14 protein-coding genes and 2 pseudogenes are annotated in these 17,867 nt (G+C 58.2%); 5 read left to right on the forward strand and 11 right to left on the reverse strand.

Translation table 11 applies throughout. The features are described from left to right. Positions 1-2: 2 nt before the first annotated feature. Entirely contained in the window at positions 3-638 is a 636-nt protein-coding gene (locus E3T47_RS12130) for a hypothetical protein (RefSeq protein ID WP_134556323.1), read from the reverse strand. A gap of 217 nt (positions 639-855) precedes the next feature. On the opposite strand from E3T47_RS12130, the gene E3T47_RS12135 reads away from it, so the two are divergent. From E3T47_RS12135 to E3T47_RS12150, 3 genes and pseudogenes are all read left to right on the forward strand, one after another. Continuing rightward, positions 856-2,241, forward strand: coding sequence for an MFS transporter (locus E3T47_RS12135; protein WP_134556324.1), 1,386 nt, complete (start codon positions 856-858; stop codon positions 2,239-2,241). A gap of 283 nt (positions 2,242-2,524) precedes the next feature. Then, positions 2,525-3,086: pseudogene (locus E3T47_RS12145) on the forward strand (aldehyde dehydrogenase family protein); the annotation flags it as partial. A 67-nt stretch (positions 3,087-3,153) separates the two neighbouring features. Further along, on the forward strand, positions 3,154-3,912 hold the full coding sequence (locus E3T47_RS12150; protein WP_198416632.1) for an EI24 domain-containing protein: 759 nt from the start codon (positions 3,154-3,156) through the stop codon (positions 3,910-3,912). 1 nt (position 3,913) lies between these two features. Here the strand turns inward: E3T47_RS12150 and E3T47_RS12155 are convergent, their stop codons facing one another. The 10 genes from E3T47_RS12155 to E3T47_RS12200 all read right to left on the reverse strand — a co-directional run bounded on the left by E3T47_RS12155 (position 3,914) and on the right by E3T47_RS12200 (position 14,872). Further along, the gene (locus E3T47_RS12155; protein WP_241982238.1) at positions 3,914-4,867 is read right to left on the reverse strand and encodes a cytochrome b/b6 domain-containing protein; all 954 of its coding nucleotides are present in this window, start codon (positions 4,865-4,867) and stop codon (positions 3,914-3,916) included. Positions 4,868-5,396: 529 nt separating this feature from the next. Next, the gene (locus E3T47_RS12160) at positions 5,397-6,368 is read right to left on the reverse strand and encodes a 3-hydroxyacyl-CoA dehydrogenase family protein (RefSeq protein WP_134556326.1); all 972 of its coding nucleotides are present in this window, start codon (positions 6,366-6,368) and stop codon (positions 5,397-5,399) included. A gap of 16 nt (positions 6,369-6,384) precedes the next feature. Further along, positions 6,385-7,137: an SDR family NAD(P)-dependent oxidoreductase gene (locus E3T47_RS12165; protein ID WP_134556327.1), complete on the reverse strand. Its 753-nt coding sequence runs from the start codon at positions 7,135-7,137 to the stop codon at positions 6,385-6,387. A gap of 3 nt (positions 7,138-7,140) precedes the next feature. Next, entirely contained in the window at positions 7,141-8,472 is a 1,332-nt protein-coding gene (gene hisD / locus E3T47_RS12170) for a histidinol dehydrogenase (RefSeq protein ID WP_134556328.1), read from the reverse strand. Positions 8,473-8,597: 125 nt separating this feature from the next. Then, positions 8,598-9,848, reverse strand: coding sequence for a sugar ABC transporter substrate-binding protein (locus E3T47_RS12175; RefSeq protein ID WP_134556329.1), 1,251 nt, complete (start codon positions 9,846-9,848; stop codon positions 8,598-8,600). A gap of 76 nt (positions 9,849-9,924) precedes the next feature. Next, positions 9,925-10,860, reverse strand: a complete 936-nt coding sequence (locus E3T47_RS12180; protein WP_198416633.1) for an ABC transporter permease — start codon at positions 10,858-10,860, stop codon at positions 9,925-9,927. A 71-nt stretch (positions 10,861-10,931) separates the two neighbouring features. Next, complete coding sequence (locus E3T47_RS12185) at positions 10,932-11,984, reverse strand: ABC transporter permease (protein WP_134556330.1); 1,053 nt, start codon at positions 11,982-11,984, stop codon at positions 10,932-10,934. Beyond that, a complete protein-coding gene (locus E3T47_RS12190; protein WP_134556331.1) occupies positions 11,981-13,465 on the reverse strand; it encodes a sugar ABC transporter ATP-binding protein in 1,485 nt (494 codons plus the stop codon). Before E3T47_RS12190 ends, E3T47_RS12185 begins: the two co-directional genes overlap by 4 nt. A gap of 41 nt (positions 13,466-13,506) precedes the next feature. Beyond that, entirely contained in the window at positions 13,507-14,370 is an 864-nt protein-coding gene (locus E3T47_RS12195; protein WP_134556332.1) for an N-acyl homoserine lactonase family protein, read from the reverse strand. Position 14,371: 1 nt separating this feature from the next. Then, positions 14,372-14,872, reverse strand: a complete 501-nt coding sequence (locus tag E3T47_RS12200; protein WP_134556333.1) for a hypothetical protein — start codon at positions 14,870-14,872, stop codon at positions 14,372-14,374. A 130-nt stretch (positions 14,873-15,002) separates the two neighbouring features. On the opposite strand from E3T47_RS12200, the gene E3T47_RS12205 reads away from it, so the two are divergent. Continuing rightward, on the forward strand, positions 15,003-16,142 hold the full coding sequence (locus E3T47_RS12205) for a LacI family DNA-binding transcriptional regulator (protein WP_198416634.1): 1,140 nt from the start codon (positions 15,003-15,005) through the stop codon (positions 16,140-16,142). 458 nt (positions 16,143-16,600) lie between these two features. Beyond that, a pseudogene (locus E3T47_RS12210) lies at positions 16,601-17,844 on the forward strand (IS256 family transposase). The last annotated feature ends 23 nt before the right edge of the window (positions 17,845-17,867 follow it).

Genomic DNA, 17,867 nt, shown 5'->3' on the forward strand with positions numbered 1-17,867 from the left:
GTTCAGCGGATGCGCTGGGCCAGCACCGCTGGATGCTCGGGCGGCAGCCCGTGCCGCCGGCCACCCTGCAGCAGCGCGACGTTCTTCTTCTCCCAATCTCCGAGCGCCTGCCGAAGCGAGTCGATCGCGGTGCTCTCCGAGCAGGTGCCGGCGGTACGGCCGCAGGAGCACTTTGCTGCCGGGTCATCGTGGTGCAGCGTAGCGACGCGCCAGAGCCCGGCCATCGCCCAGTCGATCTGACGCCGGGCCAGCTCGGTGTTGCGTTCGGCGCGCTTGATCAGGTCGTTCTGCAGCAGGCCGCGCACCCCGTCGATCCCGGCCGAGAACTGGCCGGCGACCAGGGCACGGAGCTCGGCGACCTGGCCGCGCAGGTCGGTCAGGTCGGTGTCTCGGGCGACGAGCAGGGCATCCGTTTCTGCGATGTAAGCGTCGTGCATGGTCTGGTTGGCCGTGCACCGCGCGGCCCACATCCTGACGTGTTCAAGGTCGCGCCGTTCGCTCTTCTCGGCTCCGATATGGTGCACACACAGCACACAGACCACCTGGTCGCTCAGCGAGGTGAAGTGAAACGGCTGCGGCGCGAGGCAGCACAGGCAGGCCACTTCCAGGTCGACGTGCAGCGGATGCGCGTGCGTCACGGTTGCTCCACCTCACTCTTGTAGCTTCGAGAATACCGGTGCCGCGTTTCGCCTCTTGCGCGACAAGTGCATTTCTGCACGGACTCTTTGTGCGAATCGCACTTTGACAGCCACCACGGCGAAGCGCAAGCTAATACTAGCCAGACGACGCGCGAACTCGGTTGCGGGAAGTAAGGAGCGAGTGCGTTGTGTCAATGACGACATCCGGAGGAATCTCATGAGCACGACCAGAGCCGACACTCGAAACGATGTGCAGTCCTCGGGGCTGAAGAAGGTCGTCGCGGCATCCATGGCCGGCACGGTCGTCGAATGGTACGAATTCTTTCTTTACGCCTCGGCGGCTACCCTGGTTTTCGGAACCCTGTTCTTTCCGAATGCCGGCAGCGAACTCGAGGGCATCATCGCCGCCTTCGCCACCTACGCCGTCGGATTCCTGGCCCGCCCCATCGGCGGCATCGTCTTCGGACATTTCGGGGACAAGTTCGGCCGCAAACGCCTACTCCAGTTCAGCCTCGTGCTCGTCGGTGTCGCCACCTTCCTGATGGGCTGCCTGCCCACGTTCCAGCAGATCGGTTATCTCGCACCGGTTCTGCTCGTGCTCCTGCGCTTCATCCAGGGCTTCGCGGTCGGCGGCGAATGGGGCGGTGCTGTGTTGCTCGTCGCCGAGCACAGCCCCGAAGAGTCGCGCGGATTTTGGGCCAGCTGGCCCCAGGCCGCCGTACCGATGGGAAACCTGCTCGCAACCGGCGTACTCTTCGTGCTCGCCTCCACCATGTCCAACGAGGCCTTCCTTAGCTGGGGCTGGCGCGTCGCGTTCTGGCTCTCGGCCGTCATTGTGCTCGTCGGCTATTACATCCGCACCAAGGTCAGCGATGCCCCCATCTTTCTGAAGGCACAGAAAGAGGTCGTCGCCGGCAATAAGGGCTACGGCATCATCGAGGTCTTCCGCCGCTACCCGCGGGGCGTGTTCACCGCGATGGGTCTGCGCTTCGCCGAGAACATTCTCTATTACCTCGTCGTAGTGTTCTCGATCACCTATTTGAAGATCATCGTTGAAATGGACACCTCGCGCGTACTGCTGTTGCTGCTTATCGCCCATGCGGTTCACTTCGTCGTCATTCCACTCGTCGGCCATCTCTCCGACCGCGCGGGCCGCCGACCGGTCTACTTCATCGGCGCCGTGCTGGCCGGCACCTGGGGCTTCTTCGCCTTTCCCATGATGGATACCGAGAACGACTTCATCATCATCGTCGCCATCATGATTGGCCTGCTGTTCCACGCCCTCATGTACGCTGGCCAACCCGCAATCATGGCCGAGATGTTCCCCACCCGCATGCGCTATTCCGGCGTCTCACTCGGCTACCAGGTCACCTCGGTCATCGCGGGCTCTATCGCCCCGATCATCGCCGTGAGCCTGCTCTCCACCTTCGAGTCCTCGGTGCCGGTGGCCATCTACCTCGCGGGGGCCTGCCTCGTGACGGCACTCGTCGTGCTAACCCTCAAGGAGACGCGCGGGCTCTCGTTGCACGACATTGACGCAGCGGATGCCGCAGCCTCAGCAGATCGCGTAGCCGCAGACCCCGACGGGGTCGGCCGCCGCTAACCCTTCGATGCACGTGGCGGCCCGGTCAAGCAGGTCGGGCCGCCATTTCACGCTGGCCGAGCAACCGCGGGCCGGGTCAGTCACTGAAGGCGGCTGGCCAACTCGCGATCTCGCGGCGCGGACCACGGGTGAGCGCAGCAATTCGGCCCGCACAACCGAAAAAATCGGCAGCTGGCGCTGAAATCCGTCGCGCAATACCGGTTTGAATTCCGGCCGGTCGTGTACAAGAAAGTTCGGAAGCAGTCCAATTCCGGCACCCGCCTGAACTGCTTCCAGCTGAAAGGCAGCGAACGGCAAGCGCGTGCAAGCGCTCGGGGGGGGCCAAGAACCACATGGCCGTACTGCCCGACGCCGACCTCGAAATGACAGCGGATGCCGCCATCAACGCCGCCTCCGGATCCGCGGGGGAGCGTTGCATGGCGGTCTGCGTACTCGTGGTCGTCGTCGCTATCGCCGACGACCACGCAGTCGCTATCGAGAAGCGCATGAAGAAGCTGATCATCGGCCCCGGAACGGATCCGGCCTCGCAGATGGGCCCGCTCATCACCGGCGAGCACCGCGACCGGGTCGCGTCCTACCTGGCCGGCGCTGAAGCAGCCGGCGCTTCGATGGTCGTTGACGGCCGGGCGCAGAACTTCGACAGCGAAATGGTCGGTATCAACGTGCCGATTCCGGTGCCGGTCGGGTCGTTCTCCTTCGGCAAGTGGAAGAACTCGCTCTTCGGCGACGCGCATATCTACGGGCCGGACAGCATCCGCTCATACACCCGCGGCACGGTCGTCACCAGCCGTTGGCCCGACCCGGAAACTCCCGAGATCAACCTCGGCTTTTCGCAGATGTCCTGACCGACGCGGGTACCCGAGTGCTCAGGGCCCCGTAGGCGCGTCCAGGCCGGCGGGTTAGGGTTTTCGGGTGACGTCTTCGATCCCTTCCACCGGCACCCGCGAGTTCTTCGCCGGTGCCGGTTTTTTGGGGCGCGGCCTCAAAATGTGGATCACCTCGCCGCGCCTCATGCTGCTCGGCGCCCTGCCGGCGTTCATCGTGGGCATCGCCTACGTTGCCGGTATCGTGCTGCTGCTGGTCAACATCGAGGCGATCGCCGTCGGCATCAGTCCGTTCGCGAGCGGCTGGGGCGAGCCCTGGCGCACCGGTCTGCGGGTCGTGGCGGGCGCGGCCGTCACAGCCGCCGGCATCCTCGTGCTGGTCTACACCTTCGTCGCCGTGACGCTGCTGGTCGGCGACCCCTTCTACGAACGCATCTGGCGGGCGGTCGAGACCAGCCTCGGCGAGGCGCCGATCGAAGCGAAGCGTGGCATTCTGCGTTCCGTAGCCGACGCCCTGCGGCTGATCTGCCTGGCGGTGGCGGTCGCGCTCGTGCTGCTGCTGTGCGGTCTGATTCCCGGGCTGGGCCAGCTGCTCGCGCTCCTTCTCGGCGCGCTATTCGGCGGCTGGGTCCTCGTACTCGAACTCACCGGCTTCGCCTTCGACGCCCGCGGCTTCTCGATGAGCCAGCGACGACGGATTCTGCGCGCGCGCAGGCCCCGCAGCCTCGGTTTCGGGGTGCTCACCTATCTGCTGTTCCTGGTTCCGGGTGCAGCCGTCATCGTGATGCCCGCGGCGGTCGCCGGAGCGGCCCTGCTCAGCCGCGATATCCTCGCGGCGAAGCCGTGATCTAGCGTTTACGGTGAATGATGCGGCCGCTGTGAGCTGCGAGCGCCCGCACGACGGCCGGACGCGCGCCGACCCAGACAGCGGCAATGAGCACCAGTGAACCGACAAAGATCCAGGTGCCGGTCCAGCCGTCATCGTTGTGTGCGGCATACATGTGGTTGAGGTTGCCGCGGGCGCCGGTCGTGAGCACGAGCAGAACATGCACGGCGATGAACGCGACGAAGAAGATGAGCACCGCGAAGTGCAGCCTGCGCGCCAAAGGCAAGGGAAAGATGTGGTCGAAGCGGCGCAACCGCGCCGACAACCCCGGTGATATGCGCAGGCCGGTCACGAGCGCGATCGGCGCCGCCACGAAGACGACCACGAAGTAGCTGAGCAGCTGGAGTGCGTTGTAGTACACCCAGCCGGAGTCGGTCGGCCAGTCCAACGCGGCATACTGCAGGCCGGCCGACACGGCGTTGGGAAAGACGTCCCAACTGGTGGGAACGACGCGCAGCCACTGCCCGGTCGAAAACAGCAGAACGTAGAACACGATGCCATTGACGAGCCACAGGGTATCGAACACCATGTGCTGCCACAGATCGAGGGTGATGCGAATCGGCGGATTCTTCGTGCGAAACAGCCCCGTGTTCGTGCGCGTCCAAAAAACGGACGAAGGTCGGGTCGTGCGCACCTGCCATCCGGTGCGAATCACGAACAGAATGAAGAAGGCGTTGAGGCCGTGTTGCCAAGCCAGCCAGGCCGGTATCCCCACCGGGGTAGCGGCTGGGTGGGTCGAAACGCCGGGGTAGCTGCGGGTGAAGGATTCGACGGCGGGAAGCGAGTTCACTCCGTTCGCCGCGAGCACTGTGAGAGCGAGACCGCCGAGCAGGGCAGGCACCATCCAGGTCAGCCGAAACCACCGGCTCGGTCGGCTCGGCCGAAACATGCTCAGCCGGGAGGCACCCGTCGTCATCGTGATCCGTTCTCGCCCGGGCGGATTCCAGGGGCATCATCGCAAGGCTACTTGCCTGCCCCGCCTGGGTTTCATTCAGCGACGCGGCAGGTCACATTACCGCGGCGCCGACCCCATACGCGTCGGCACCGGTTAACGACACAGGGCCCCCGATTTCTCGAAGGCCTGACTGTTCGCGTGGACTGTGCGGCTATCCGCACCCATCCGCAGTGTGTGTTTCAGCTTATTCGGAAGGCCCTGCTACGACTGGGCACTTTCCCGCCCGCAACAGATGCATTTCAAGCTAAGACAAAAATAGTTCCAGCAGGACAAGCAGAGTTCACCACCCCCGGGGATACGGCGCACGCTAGGCCCCGTTTTCAGCAGTGTCCCCGCTGCTGCAATCGGTAGCCGTTAGGCCATATGCTCTGATCGGCAAATCGCTTTTAACGATCCAGGACGGTTCCGCGCAGCCTGAGGTTGCGTCGGCGTCCTCATCAATTTTCCTCAATAGGTCCGCGATTTACGGTGCCCGTCGCTCATTTCTTTGTTACCCGGCAGAGCCCGTCGAACTGGCATTTTGGGCGTCAAGATCATCGCGCAGTGATGACAACGCGGCATAGGAACGGTTTCGACGTTCAGCAAGCTCCCCGGCCTCCGTAGCGTCGTAGCTCCTGAACCCTTCACCTGTTTTGACCCCGAGTTTGCCTTGAGCCACCAGATCAGTGAGGAGTGAGGGGGGGGCCAATCGATCTCCGAAAGCGGACTGAAGGGTTTCATAGGCACCGGCATACACGTCCAAGCCCGCCATGTCAGCAATCGCAAATGGCCCAAAAAACGGGAGCCGGAACCCGAAGGAGTTAGAAACGACTTCGTCGATCTCATCTGGAGTTGCGAGTTCCTCTTCGACGATTAGTGCTGCTTCACGAAAAAGGGCGAACTGCAGACGATTAGACACAAATCCTGCTGAATCCGAAACGCGCGTAGTCACTTTGCCCAAGTCGTTGATGATGAGTTCGACTGTCTCTAGAACGCTTGTTGACGTTTGCGCCGAAGGAATCAACTCGACTGAAGGCACGAAAGGTGCGGGATTCATCCAGTGAACGCCGAGGAAACGATGAGGATTTTCGACGAATTGAGCCAGCGTTGATATGGATATAGCAGAAGTGTTGGTTGCGATAATTGAATCGGGCGCGGCAGAGCTGCTAATCCTCGCCAGAACAGACGTTTTTATGTCGAGTTTCTCCGGAACGACCTCTGCGATGTAGTCAGCATCCCGCGAGGCATCCTCAATTGAAGATACCGCAGCTATATTTTCTTCAAGTTTCGCGAGTGATCCGTCAGGGAAGAGCCCCTGTTGTTGAAACTTCCAAGCTTCCCCCATCAGACGTTCACGACCCGCCATAGACGTTGCTCCATCAACATCCGCCAAGAGAACCTTGTGGCCGGCTAACGCGAAGACTTGAGCCATGCCACCACCCATGTAGCCAGAGCCAACGATAGAGATTCGAGCCTTGTCCATATTTTTCCTCACGACTTCAATGGATGGTGTAGCCGCCATCGACGGCGAGTATGTGACCGGTGATCATGGAAGCCTCTTCGCTCAGCAAGAAGGCAACCGATTTAGCAACATCTTCAGGGATTCCAAAACGCCCGAGCGGAATTCGCTCCAGCAACGTCTTTGACATGACCGGATCGCTGAGGGTGCTGGCCGTTAGTTCGGTATCGATAAAAGTCGGTGCAACGGCATTGACCCTGATGCCGTGCCGCGCCCATTCGAAAGCCAGGAGCCTCGTCATATGAGACACAGCGGCCTTGCTTGAGCCGTAGGCAACTCTGTTTTCAAGAGCCACTGTTCCGGCTTGCGAACTCACGAAGACTATCGATCCCGTAGTTTCAGACTCAATCCAGTGCCGAGCGGTCGCTTGTGCAACGAAAAATGGGCCCTCGGCGTTGGTACTGAATATCTTCTCCCAGTTCTGTCGGGAGACTTCGAGAGCTGGCTCGGGAATATTAACCCCCGCATTGTTCACGAGGAGCGAAAAACCACCTGATCGGTGATGTACCTCGTCGATAATGCGGGGAATGTCCTCGCTAATTTCTAGATCTAGGACCACCGGGAAGGTGCCGTATCTTTTTGCGATTCGCTCAGCATCATCCTTATTTCGGGAGGTCCCTATAACGAGAACTCCAAGCTGGGCAAGACCATCAGCGATGGCCTTGCCCAGCCCTCGAGATGCACCGACGACAAGCGCAGTGTCATGAGCGCCGAATCTGTCATCGAGCGGCATCAGTTATGCCGTGAACGTGTGGTCAGTCCAGGCCAAAGTCTTGTCCCCGTACTTGGCCGCGCGCACGTCTCCGGACCGCGCGTGCCCTTCGAAGTATTCGACTCGTGACTGGCGTCCGCATATTTCGCCCAGGAACGCACTGGATTCTTGATTCTTGACTTCTTGGTATGTAACAGTGCGGAGATACTTTCCTACCCAAAGGCCGCCTGTGTATCGCGCCGCGCCCTTGGTCGGGAGGACGTGGTTCGTTCCGATGACCTTGTCGCCATAGGACACGCAAGTTCCTTCCCCAAGGAAGAGCGCACCGTAGTGATGCATCTTGTCGAGTGCCTCGCGAGGGTTTTCAGTCAAAATCTGCACATGCTCTGATGCATAGTCATCGGCGAGGACATACGCGTCGTCAAGGTCGGCCACGACCCACACCGCGCCATAGTCGCGCCATGCCGGTTCGGCGAAACCTTTCGTCGGCATATCAACGAGAATCTCTTCGATGTGCGTGATGACTGCGCGGCCGACCTTTTCCGACGTAGTGATGAGGATGGCTGGCGAATCAGGACCGTGCTCGGCCTGCGACAGCAGGTCTACGGCGACCACGAACGGGTCAGCGTGCTCGTCGGCGACAATGAGTGTTTCAGTTGGGCCCGCGAACAAGTCGATTCCCACTTCACCGAACAGTTGACGCTTCGCTTCTGCAACGAATGCATTTCCCGGTCCAGCAATCATGTTGACAGGCGTAATGGTTTCCGTTCCGATCACCATCGCAGCTACGGCCTGAACACCGCCAAGTAGGTAGATTTCATCCGCGCCAGCCATGTGCATCGCGGCAATGGTTGCGTGCGGTATTTTTCCGTTGATGGGGGGAGTTGCTGCGATGATTCTTTCAACACCTGCCACCTTGGCAGTCACGATGGTCATGTGCGCGGAGGCCAGCAGCGGATACTTCCCCCCGGGGATATACGCGCCAACAGCCGTGATGGGCACGTTTTTCTGCCCCAGAAAGACTCCGGGCAAAGTTTCCATTTCAAAGTCCGTAAGCGAAGCCATCTGTCGCTCGGCCATAGTGCGGACCTGAGTCTGCACAAACTCGATGTCGGCTATTACCTGGTCGGGGACCTGCGCGATGATCTCTACTAATTCAGCTTCAGAGAGACGAAAATTCTCGGGTGACCATTTGTCGAATTTCTCTGAATATTCCCGAACTGCGGCGTCGCCTCGCTTACGGATATCGGCAATAACACCTTCGACAGTAGTTCGGACTTCAGGCGAGCCGCTACGCGGACTTGCTTCCTTTTCCGGCTTCTTCAGGACGATTCGTGCAGTAGCTGTAGTGATCATGATTTCGCTTCCTTGCAAGTGAGTGGGCGGCCCGCCGGAATGAATACGTATACATTCCGGCGGGTTTTGTTGCTAAATATTTGCCCCTGAACTGCTGGGCGGCAAACCGATAGTCCTGAGGGCTACTACTTTTTTACACAGCCAGGAAGGCCTGCGGGAACTTGTCCCTTTTCGACGGGTCCTGTAGTCCACCCGGCGTCACAAACTCCGCGGGTATAAATGCGCCGAGACGCAGGCTGAGCCAGGGTGTCCATGCTGGGCAACGCCTGCAAAGCGGAAACTGCAGCGCCAGTGGTAGCCGCAGTGTAGGAGCTTTCTGGGAGGACGCTCTTTTCGAAGATTTCCGTGACGAAGGAATCATCCGCTTGGGCAAAGAAGTTGCAGCCATCCACGAACTCAGCAGCAGGGCAGACCTTCGCGGTTTCGGTCGTAACCCACGGGAGGGGCATTTCAATGTCCTTGGGTACGGAATCCGCACCGTCAGCAAGAATCTTGAGTCCAAGCTTTACCGCTACTGCACCCTGCGCAGGAGCGGATCCGGATGATACGCCGGGCCAACCCTCCGAGAGCTTCTGTCGCAGGTAGTTACTGTTCTCTCCGGTAACGGGAATTTCCATTCCTGCTGCTTCAAGCGCCTTGACGACACCGTCTTCGCCAGCCTGGGACCAGATGCCGTCGACACCGGGGTGTGCAGCAAGGGCCTTGGTGGCTTCCTGTTGGCTCACCGACGAGTCCCAGTTCCCGTAGAACTCGTTCACAACCTTAATGCCGGGGTACTGGTTGAATACAGACATCGCAGTGTCGTAGTGGACTGTGTCAGTTGACGTGCCCGCAACACCGCGGTTCATCATGACCTCGCCTGTGCCCCCGAGCAGATCCACCAGCGCCTGTGCTGTCTGAGCGCCAAAGAAGGCCTGTTCGGGGTCTTCTGTCCTGGCTCCCGTGATGTAGGAAATGTTCCACGCGCACGGTGCTTCCACAGTTCCGTCATAAGCAACGAACGTGACACCTGCGTCACAACCTTGCTGAATGACCGGGTTGAGGGCCGTGGGCGAAATTGGGTACAGCACGATTAGCTTTGCACCACTGGCGATCATGGATTGCAGATCAGATATCTGCTTCTGGGGATCAGACCCGGAAATCACCTTTTTAACGTCGTATTTGGCTGCCACCTCAGGCGCCTGTGCCACGGCCATAGCCAAGTTGGCACCCTCATCTTGCCAGTTGTTACCGCTGTAGCTCAGGTTTACGAAGATCTTTTCCTTCGCTCCATCAGCTCCCCCCGACGGTGAGACAGCCGCCGAGCAGCCGCTCAGAGCGAAGGCAGCAACTGCAGCCATCGCTCCCACCAACGTGAGTTTCTTTTTAAAGTTCATGTACTTCTCCGATTGCAATAGTTCTTGAATTTGACTTGGCCGTGAGCCAAGAAGTGCCGTCTAAATCACACGATGTCTATCTACGACCACCCCCGATCTTGCTGAGAAGGAGGGCGAGCAACACGATCGCTCCATAAAGGATTTGCTTCACTCCCTCCGGAAAGCCTGCAGCACTGATGTCGATGCTCAGGAGTGTTATGAGTAGTGCCGCGGCTACTGTTCCGGAATAGTTTCCGGTTCCGCCGGAGATGGATGATCCTCCGACAACAACGACGGCGATGCTTGGCAGGAGCCAAGAATTACCAATGTTCAGGTCTGAACCGGACCCGTATCCCAGTAGAAGCACACCGGCAAGTCCGTATGCGATTCCCGCGACCCAGTACACCAAGAACGTGCTGAACTTGACCCTGATCCCAGCGATACGCGCCGCTTTCATACTGTTCCCAATAGCGTAAACGCTGCGCCCAAATGTAGTTCTGGACTGGATCAGGTACCCGAGCATCAGGACCGCTATGAGCATTACCAGGGACGGTGCAGCACCCAGAACGTTGAGTTCCCCATTGAAAAGTGCCACGAGTTCGGGGGGTGAGTTTTGTCCCGGCTGTCCCTGGCTTACCCCGAGGAGCAACGCAGCTCCAATTGTTCCAACTGCGAGTGTCACAATGAACGGTGGAAAATTCGTGGAGCACACGATTATGCCGTTTATGAGGCCAACGAGAGAGGAAATGAGAAGCCCCAGACCCACGGCAAGTGGCGTCGGAAACCCCTCATTGGCAAAGAATCCCGTGAAGAAGGCCCCGAGCGCGATCGCTGCAGGAACGGACAAATCGATGCCGCCGCTCAAAATCACAAGGCCCTGACCAAAGGCAACTATGGCCAGGAACAGCCCGAGCATTATCGTGCTGTTCACCATTGCCGCGGACGGAAAGTTACTGCTGAACACACGTGAAAGGGGAACGAGGAGAATTACCAGCGCCCACATGAGAGCCGCTTGGCCGCCGGCAGTGCCCATAAACGTGCGCAGCCGACGGGGCCATGTCAGGTGATCCTGACGATCAACGTCAGTGCCTTCGGCGTGAGTAGTTAGATATGTAATTTCTGCTTCTCCAATCCCTCAGTCGATGCTGCAAGTTGCGAACCCCGAGTGTTGCGGCCTGCATCTTTTCGAGCAGCATGCCTGGTCAGGCGTCCAATCGAAGGGATGGTCAAAGCGATCAGCACTATAAGCCCCTGACACGCCCCTACCCAGAAATCGGCGATACCGAGGGCAAATAGGAATTTAGGAATAACCAGAATTGTCCCCGCGCCAAATATGGCTGCTACTCCGCTACCTCTTCCCCCCTTAAAGCTGACTAGTCCCAGCGCTGCTGCGGTAAACGCTGTCAGCAGGAAACTCGATCCTGCTGCCGGTGACCCCGTGGCGGTTAATCCGCATAGGTAGAGCCCAGCAACGGAATAGAGCATCCCTGCAATCACGTATGCCACGGTCGAGACGCGTCGAACAGGGATGCCCGAGAGTTTGGCAGCGGTCGCATCACCACCGATTGCCGCAATCGACATGCCAGTTCGAGTTTTCATCAACGCTACCCAGAAGGCGCCCAATCCAAGGAGCACTATCGCAGCGAAGGGAACAGAACCCAACATTCCCGTAAGCACTGAAGTAAATTCAACCGGAACTCGGCCGCCCGGTGCCGGCATGATCACCAAGGCGATGCCGGCCAGCACAATGTTCGTTGCCAGCGTCACTCCGAGCGAGGGAAGATTAAGGATTGAGACTAGCAGTCCGTTGATCATGCCAATGAGGGCGCCCATAGCGATGACGCCAAGGGCAATGAGCCAAATATTCTCCGGGCTTCGCTGCATTGCCGTTGCGGCTACAACGTTGGCAAGACTAATCGTGCCCGCGACGGATAAATCAAAACCCCCGAGCACGAGAATTAAAGTTGTTCCAACTGCTGCGATGGCAAGTGGACTCATGAGGACGACGAAGTTGTTGATGAGGAACGCAGACCCTGCCACAGGCGAAACTACGATGAGAAGTCCATAAAGAACGAAGAATACTGCCGCCGCGATATAGGGTGCCTTGGCGCGAGGAGCGAGTCGGCGATGGAGACCTGTTGATTCTTGTAAATTCATTCTTTCAGCCCTTCTTGATGACCGATAGCACCACGCATCAGAGCACTTTCCGTGAGCCAATCGCCCGAAAATTCACCACTTATTTTGCCGCCATATATTGTGTAGACCCGATCAGACAGTCCAACGAGTTCCGGAATCTCCGTCGAATAAATGAGCACACACCCTCCGTTACGGGCAAAAGATCGCGCCATGTGGTAAAGCTCAATTTTTGTTGCCGCGTCCACGCCACGCGTGGGGTCGAACAGGAGGAGGCAGCGTGGCTCTGTCATCACGGCCCGCCCGAACAGAACCTTCTGCTGATTTCCGCCGGAAAGATCCTGAATATTTCTACTCAGGAACTGCACGGGAATATTGAACGCACGGGCTGCAGTTCGAGCAACAGCCCGCTCACGTTTAGGGCTGAGTAATCCCCATCTAGACACTTTGCGAGGCTCGGCCATAACCAGGTTCACCTGAGTCAGCATGGGAAGGAACAGGCCCTCAACTTTGCGATCTTCGGGAACGAGGGTGAAGTTCGGCTTGTTCTTCGCATTCTGCGAACCGAAAACCTCCACCTCCCCTGACAGCGGTGATTTTAGGCCCGCTAGGCAATAAAAGAGGTCTTTTTGACCCTGACCTTCCAGGCCGGCGATACCTACAATTTCCCCAGCCTTGATCTCTGCCGATAAGTCGGTGAGATCACCGACCGTCAGGTCGGTGATTTTCACGATTGTTTCAACCTTGGATTCGTCCCTGTCCACTTTCTCAGGAAAAACCAATTCCAAAGAACGCCCGATCATGAACTCCACCAAATCATGATCGTCAACGTCGGCCGACTGAAAGTCTTTCACGACGCGCCCGTTGCGAAGCACGGTGCCCGTGCTGCATATGCGACGAATCTCTGCCAGCTTGTGCGATATATAAATTACGCTTGCACCCGTTTTGGTGATCCTATCGATGCAGGAAAAAAGCCAATCCGATTCAGGTAAAGATGCCGTTGGTTCATCAAGAATAAGTAGTTTAGGGTCCGTCGCGAGAGCAGCGATAATCTCCACATACTGCTTGTCCGCCAAGTCGAGATCGCCAATTTCCGCTCGTGGATTGATATTCGGCTTACCCCACTCTGAAAGAATTTCTCCCGCGCGCATGTTAATGACCCGACGAGATACGAAGCCCAATCGCCCACGCGGAAGTCGCGGCAAAAGGAGCTTCTCCGCCACGGTGATATTAAGGGGAGAACTCATTTCTTGATAGGCCATCGCAAGCCCCGCGGCTCGAGAAGCGAGCGGCTTGCCGAAAGGAACAACCTGCCCATCGATGACGAACGATCCGGAATCGGGAACCAGGACGCCGGCGAGGACCTTATTTAGAGTTGTTTTTCCGGCGCCATTCTCTCCGAGAACTCCGTGAACTGTTCCAGACGCAATCGAAAGGCTCACGCCATCGAGGGCAAGCGTGCCTCCGAAACGCTTACGAACGTCAGTGATTGTGATATGACTCATGCTGATTCGACCTTTCCGTTGGCCGCAAGATTGCAGAGGATTTAGACACGCGAATCGTGCCCCGGCGCAAGGGCGACCTCAACAATTTGAAGGCCCTCTTTTGTTTCACGTGCGGGAAAGTGATCTTTGAGGCGCTCCTCATGGATAGGAATAACCCGTCGTTCTTCGTGTCCTACCAGGCTCATCATTCGCTCCGAAGCAAGAAGAAGGTTGAGCTGGCTGCCGGAAGCCAATCCCACGGGAACATACATGCCGTCTCCGGTGTAGCCCGTGAGGTTCTCGAATGTATAACGCAAATCCCCAGCAAGAATCCAGGGGTCCTGACCGTCGGAATTATTCACTCGGACGAATTGCGAACCAAAGGTATGTGAATCGCTCGCGAGAAACAGGTCGATCCCAGGGAATAGCCCATCAAGATCACCGTTGACGAGGTTGAGCCGACCGTTTACTGCCAACTCGCTGGCCCTGAGCAAATCCGCGGGGTCGATAGCAACCTGAAGCCAATTGAATTGTTTGGGGAGGGTCAGGGCCCAGAGCCATTTACTGAACTCAGATTCCTGGATATGAAATCGTGCGTTGGGGAAGTCCTCAACGTTGCCAAAGTGATCGAAGTGGGCGTGCGTAATAATCACATCTGTGACTTCCTCCGGGCTGACGCCCACCTCAGAAAGCACCGTAGTTGGGTCGCGCCAGTTGACCACGCCGAATCTATCGGCAAGCGTTTTCCCGTACTCCTTGAAGTTGTATCCGACATCCACCATTATTGTTCTGTCATCACTTTTGAGAACCACGTAACAGTAAGGCAGTTTGATCGTTCCTTGGTTGTGCGCACCATAAAGCACACCGGACTTCGGATACTGATTGACATAAGCGTATTCCAAGACCCAAATCGAGTAATCGGTCATACTAAGTGTTCCTCATTTCATTGAGACGTTCTGCTTCGCAGGCACAACCGCTTGTGAAGGAACGTAGTTCTGCGATAGTTCCGGCAAATATTGTGTCGACCTGTTTATTGATGACGGCGAGTCCGGCGTGAGCAACGCTCAAGGACTCCTGAAAATTCGTACTCGTGAGAGATGGGCTCGCGACGGAACGCAGTACGGCATGGTTCGCCTTGATCAGCGATAAAACGCTTAAGAGCTGCGCGGCGCACGGATTTTGGTGAGCCTGGTCGCGAACGGAGGCATCCAAAGCTGAAATCCATCCGCTCACTTGCAGAAGGGTCTGCAATAGTGGCTCCGTATTGCGGCCAGATCCAGTTCGGAGCAGTAGGAGCACAGCGGTCTGCGCCTGAAGAATGCGACGGAGGCTTTCTGCCTCCTCATAGAGCTCCTGAACGGCCAGCGCGCGGTCGGAGCTTGCGGACCACGTATGTCCTTCTGGAGCTGCATCTTGCATGGTAATCACGTGACTCCCTCGTCTGTGATGCGTCGTTCTCTTGGCGCTAGCGTATACGTATTCAGTGACGTGCAAAGCATAATATTTGGATTGGTTCTCAGATGAGTTTGAAGTAGCCTCTATCTGTCGGGTGACTTCGGTGTCAGACATCGGTTTCCTGCCCGCGCGCCACCTGTCGAGCGTCTTGATTAAACGTGCTCGATCTCAGTATTCTGAGGTTCGTATTCAGAATTTTGGAAAAAAAGTCACACATTCGGGAACCAGCGGACTAGGGAGCGTCATGGCTACAAGCCGAGATGTCGCTCGTCTGGCCGGAGTATCGCAAGCGACAGTTTCTCGTGCCATGTCGAACCCCGCTTCCATAAAGCCGGGAAATCTGGATTTGATTCGAGCGGCGATGCGTGAGCTTGGCTATGTTCCGAACGCTGCTGCCCAAGCCATGAAAACCGGTCAGGCACATGCCGTTGGCGTCGTTGTTGCAGATATCAAGAACCCCTTCTATCCCGAGATTCTGGACGCATTGACGAAGTACTTTGACAGCATGGGCAAGAGAGTGATCGTTTGGAACTCGGACGGACTCCAAGACAAAAATGCGCTCGAAGCACTTGGCCAAGGGATAATCGATGGGCTCGTTTTTACGACGATCAATGCGAAGAGTCCCGAACTTGAACGGGCTATTGCTGCCGGATATCCGATTGTCATGGTCAACCGTTATGTCGCGGGACTGAAGAGCGATCAGGTGCGCAGCCAGAACATGGAAGGCGCTGGCCTCGTCGCGGACTATTTTCTCAACAACGGCAGGGAACGCATTGGTTGCATTTTTGGTCCAGGCCACGTGAGCACTGCGTCTGAACGCGAGCACGGGTTCGTGGAACGCCTCGCTAAACGGGGCTACAAAATGGACGCCCTCTGTATGAAGCGCGGAGTCTTCAGCCACCAGAGCGGGCTTCAGGCCATGCGGGAGCTCATGGCTTTGGAAAACCCACCGGACGCGGTTTTTTGCGCAAACGATCTCATGGCCATAGGAGCCTTGGACGGGGCGCGTCGAGAGGGAATTTCGATCCCGGCAGACACCTGGGTCGTAGGTTTCGATGATATTGAGATGAGCAGTTGGGATTCCTATAGTCTGACCACCGTTCGCCAAGACAGCCAGGAGATGGCCCGAGAGTCTGCGCGACTACTCCTGCAAAGGATTGAAGATCCGACTCGGCCAGTAGAGGACATCTGTTTTCCGGCCGCTCTCGTGATCAGAGGGTCAACAGGCCGGACTGCAACCTGAATCGTCCCTCATTTACCGATGCTTTTTCTGCGGATCCACGCCCTATATATAAAGTAATTGTGGGACTGCGTGTGGCCGAGCTCGACCTCGGCGAAAAGCGTCCGCGGGAACGACGGCGCACAGAAGCCACCGGAACACCGTTGACCAAGCACACAGTGCGCTACCCGCTGGCGCCACCGCAATAACGTCAGCACGCTTAATTACGCACCATCCTCCGCGCACCGAGAGCGTTAGCGTGCCCAGCCGCAGTCCCATTTGCATTTAACCCACCACTGGCATCCAAATTGGCCCCATAAGCCGTCGACACCGTTAATAAGCGAAGGCCGGGCGAGTATTTGGTTACGTCCCTTTGAGTGGTGTGGTTTCCCCGCTTTGAGCGTTGCTTCGTCAATGTGAGGAGCCATCGTGCGATGGTCAGTGGGGACCGGCTAAAGCAACTCACGAAGGAACCATTAGAGATGGCTCTAGACCAGTCTGCCCTGCTGACCCTGCTGGGCGAACTCAAACTCACCGATGTCACCGATCGCATCCGTGTCGCGACCGAAACGTTGTATCAAGAACTGATCGATGCGGAAGAGAGCGCATTCATCGGCGCCGCCCGTTCGAACGCTCCGGCGACCGCAGCACGTATCGCAACGGCACCCGATCCCGGACTTTGAGCACCACGGCTGGGGACCTTGACCTGAAGATCCCGAAGCTGCGGGCCGGGTCGTTCTTCCCTGCGCTGCTGGAGCGCCGCCGCCGCGTCGACCAGGCACTGTTCGCGGTCGTGATGGAGGCCTATGTCCACGGTGTCTCAACCCGCAAGGTCGACGACCTTGTCAAAGCTCTCGGCGCTGACTCCGGGATCTCCAAATCGGAGGTGTCTCGCATCTGCGCCGGCCTCGACGCGGAAGTGGCCGAGTTCCGCGACCGGACCCTGGCCGCGCAGGACTTCCCCTACGTGTTCCTCGACGCGACCTACTGCAAAGCGCGCGTTGGACACCGTATCGTGTCCCAGGCCGTCGTTGTCGCGATCGGCGTGGCTGCCGACGGACGCCGGGAAGTACTGGGGTTTGACGTGGGCGACAGCGAGAACGAAGGCTTCTGGACCAGCTTCCTGCGGTCGTTGAAAACTCGGGGTTTGGACGGGGTGAAGCTGGTCATGTCTGACGCTCACACCGGGCTGAAGAAAGCCATCGGGACCGTGTTTCAAGGCGCTGGCTGGCAGAGATGCCGGGTGCACTTCATGCGCAACGTCCTCGCCGTGGTCCCGAAGGGATCCCAGGAGATGGTCGCGTCGATCATCCGCACCATCTTCGCCCAACCCGACCGCGAACACATCGAGAAACAATTCCGCGAGGTCACCACCATGCTTGCACGGTCGAACCCGAAGGTCGCGGCGATGGTTGTCGACGCGCAACCCGACCTGCTCGCTTTCGCCGCTTTTCCACGGCGGCACTGGCGTCAGATCTGGTCGACGAACCCGTTGGAACGGGTCAAGAAGGAGATCAAACGCCGCACCGACGTCGTCGGCGTCTTCCCCAACGCTGCCGCCCTGGTGCGCCTTGCAGGGTCAGTCTTGATCGAGCAGCACGACGAATGGGAAGCCGGCGAACGACGTTACTTTTCAGAAGCCTCGATGCTCGAGCTGACCACAATGAACAATCCCATCGAGGTCATCGACGAGGCGGTGATCCTCCCAGAACTCGCCGCCGCCTAAACTAAACCAACTGACCCGCAAGG

The sequence above is a fragment of the Cryobacterium ruanii genome (genome assembly GCF_004404055.1).
Lineage (GTDB): Bacteria > Actinomycetota > Actinomycetes > Actinomycetales > Microbacteriaceae > Cryobacterium > Cryobacterium ruanii.

Coding starts and splice junctions, on each gene's coding strand:
- E3T47_RS12160 (WP_134556326.1), bottom strand. CDS start 6,368: ATGGACAAGGCTCGAATCTCTATCGTTGGCTCTGGCTACATGGGTGGT.
- E3T47_RS12195 (WP_134556332.1), bottom strand. CDS start 14,370: ATGACCGATTACTCGATTTGGGTCTTGGAATACGCTTATGTCAATCAG.
- hisD (WP_134556328.1), bottom strand. CDS start 8,472: ATGATCACTACAGCTACTGCACGAATCGTCCTGAAGAAGCCGGAAAAG.
- E3T47_RS12185 (WP_134556330.1), bottom strand. CDS start 11,984: ATGAATTTACAAGAATCAACAGGTCTCCATCGCCGACTCGCTCCTCGC.
- E3T47_RS12155 (WP_241982238.1), bottom strand. CDS start 4,867: ATGACGACGGGTGCCTCCCGGCTGAGCATGTTTCGGCCGAGCCGACCG.
- E3T47_RS12135 (WP_134556324.1), top strand. CDS start 856: ATGAGCACGACCAGAGCCGACACTCGAAACGATGTGCAGTCCTCGGGG.
- E3T47_RS12175 (WP_134556329.1), bottom strand. CDS start 9,848: ATGAACTTTAAAAAGAAACTCACGTTGGTGGGAGCGATGGCTGCAGTT.
- E3T47_RS12165 (WP_134556327.1), bottom strand. CDS start 7,137: ATGCCGCTCGATGACAGATTCGGCGCTCATGACACTGCGCTTGTCGTC.
- E3T47_RS12180 (WP_198416633.1), bottom strand. CDS start 10,860: ATGGGCACTGCCGGCGGCCAAGCGGCTCTCATGTGGGCGCTGGTAATT.
- E3T47_RS12190 (WP_134556331.1), bottom strand. CDS start 13,465: ATGAGTCATATCACAATCACTGACGTTCGTAAGCGTTTCGGAGGCACG.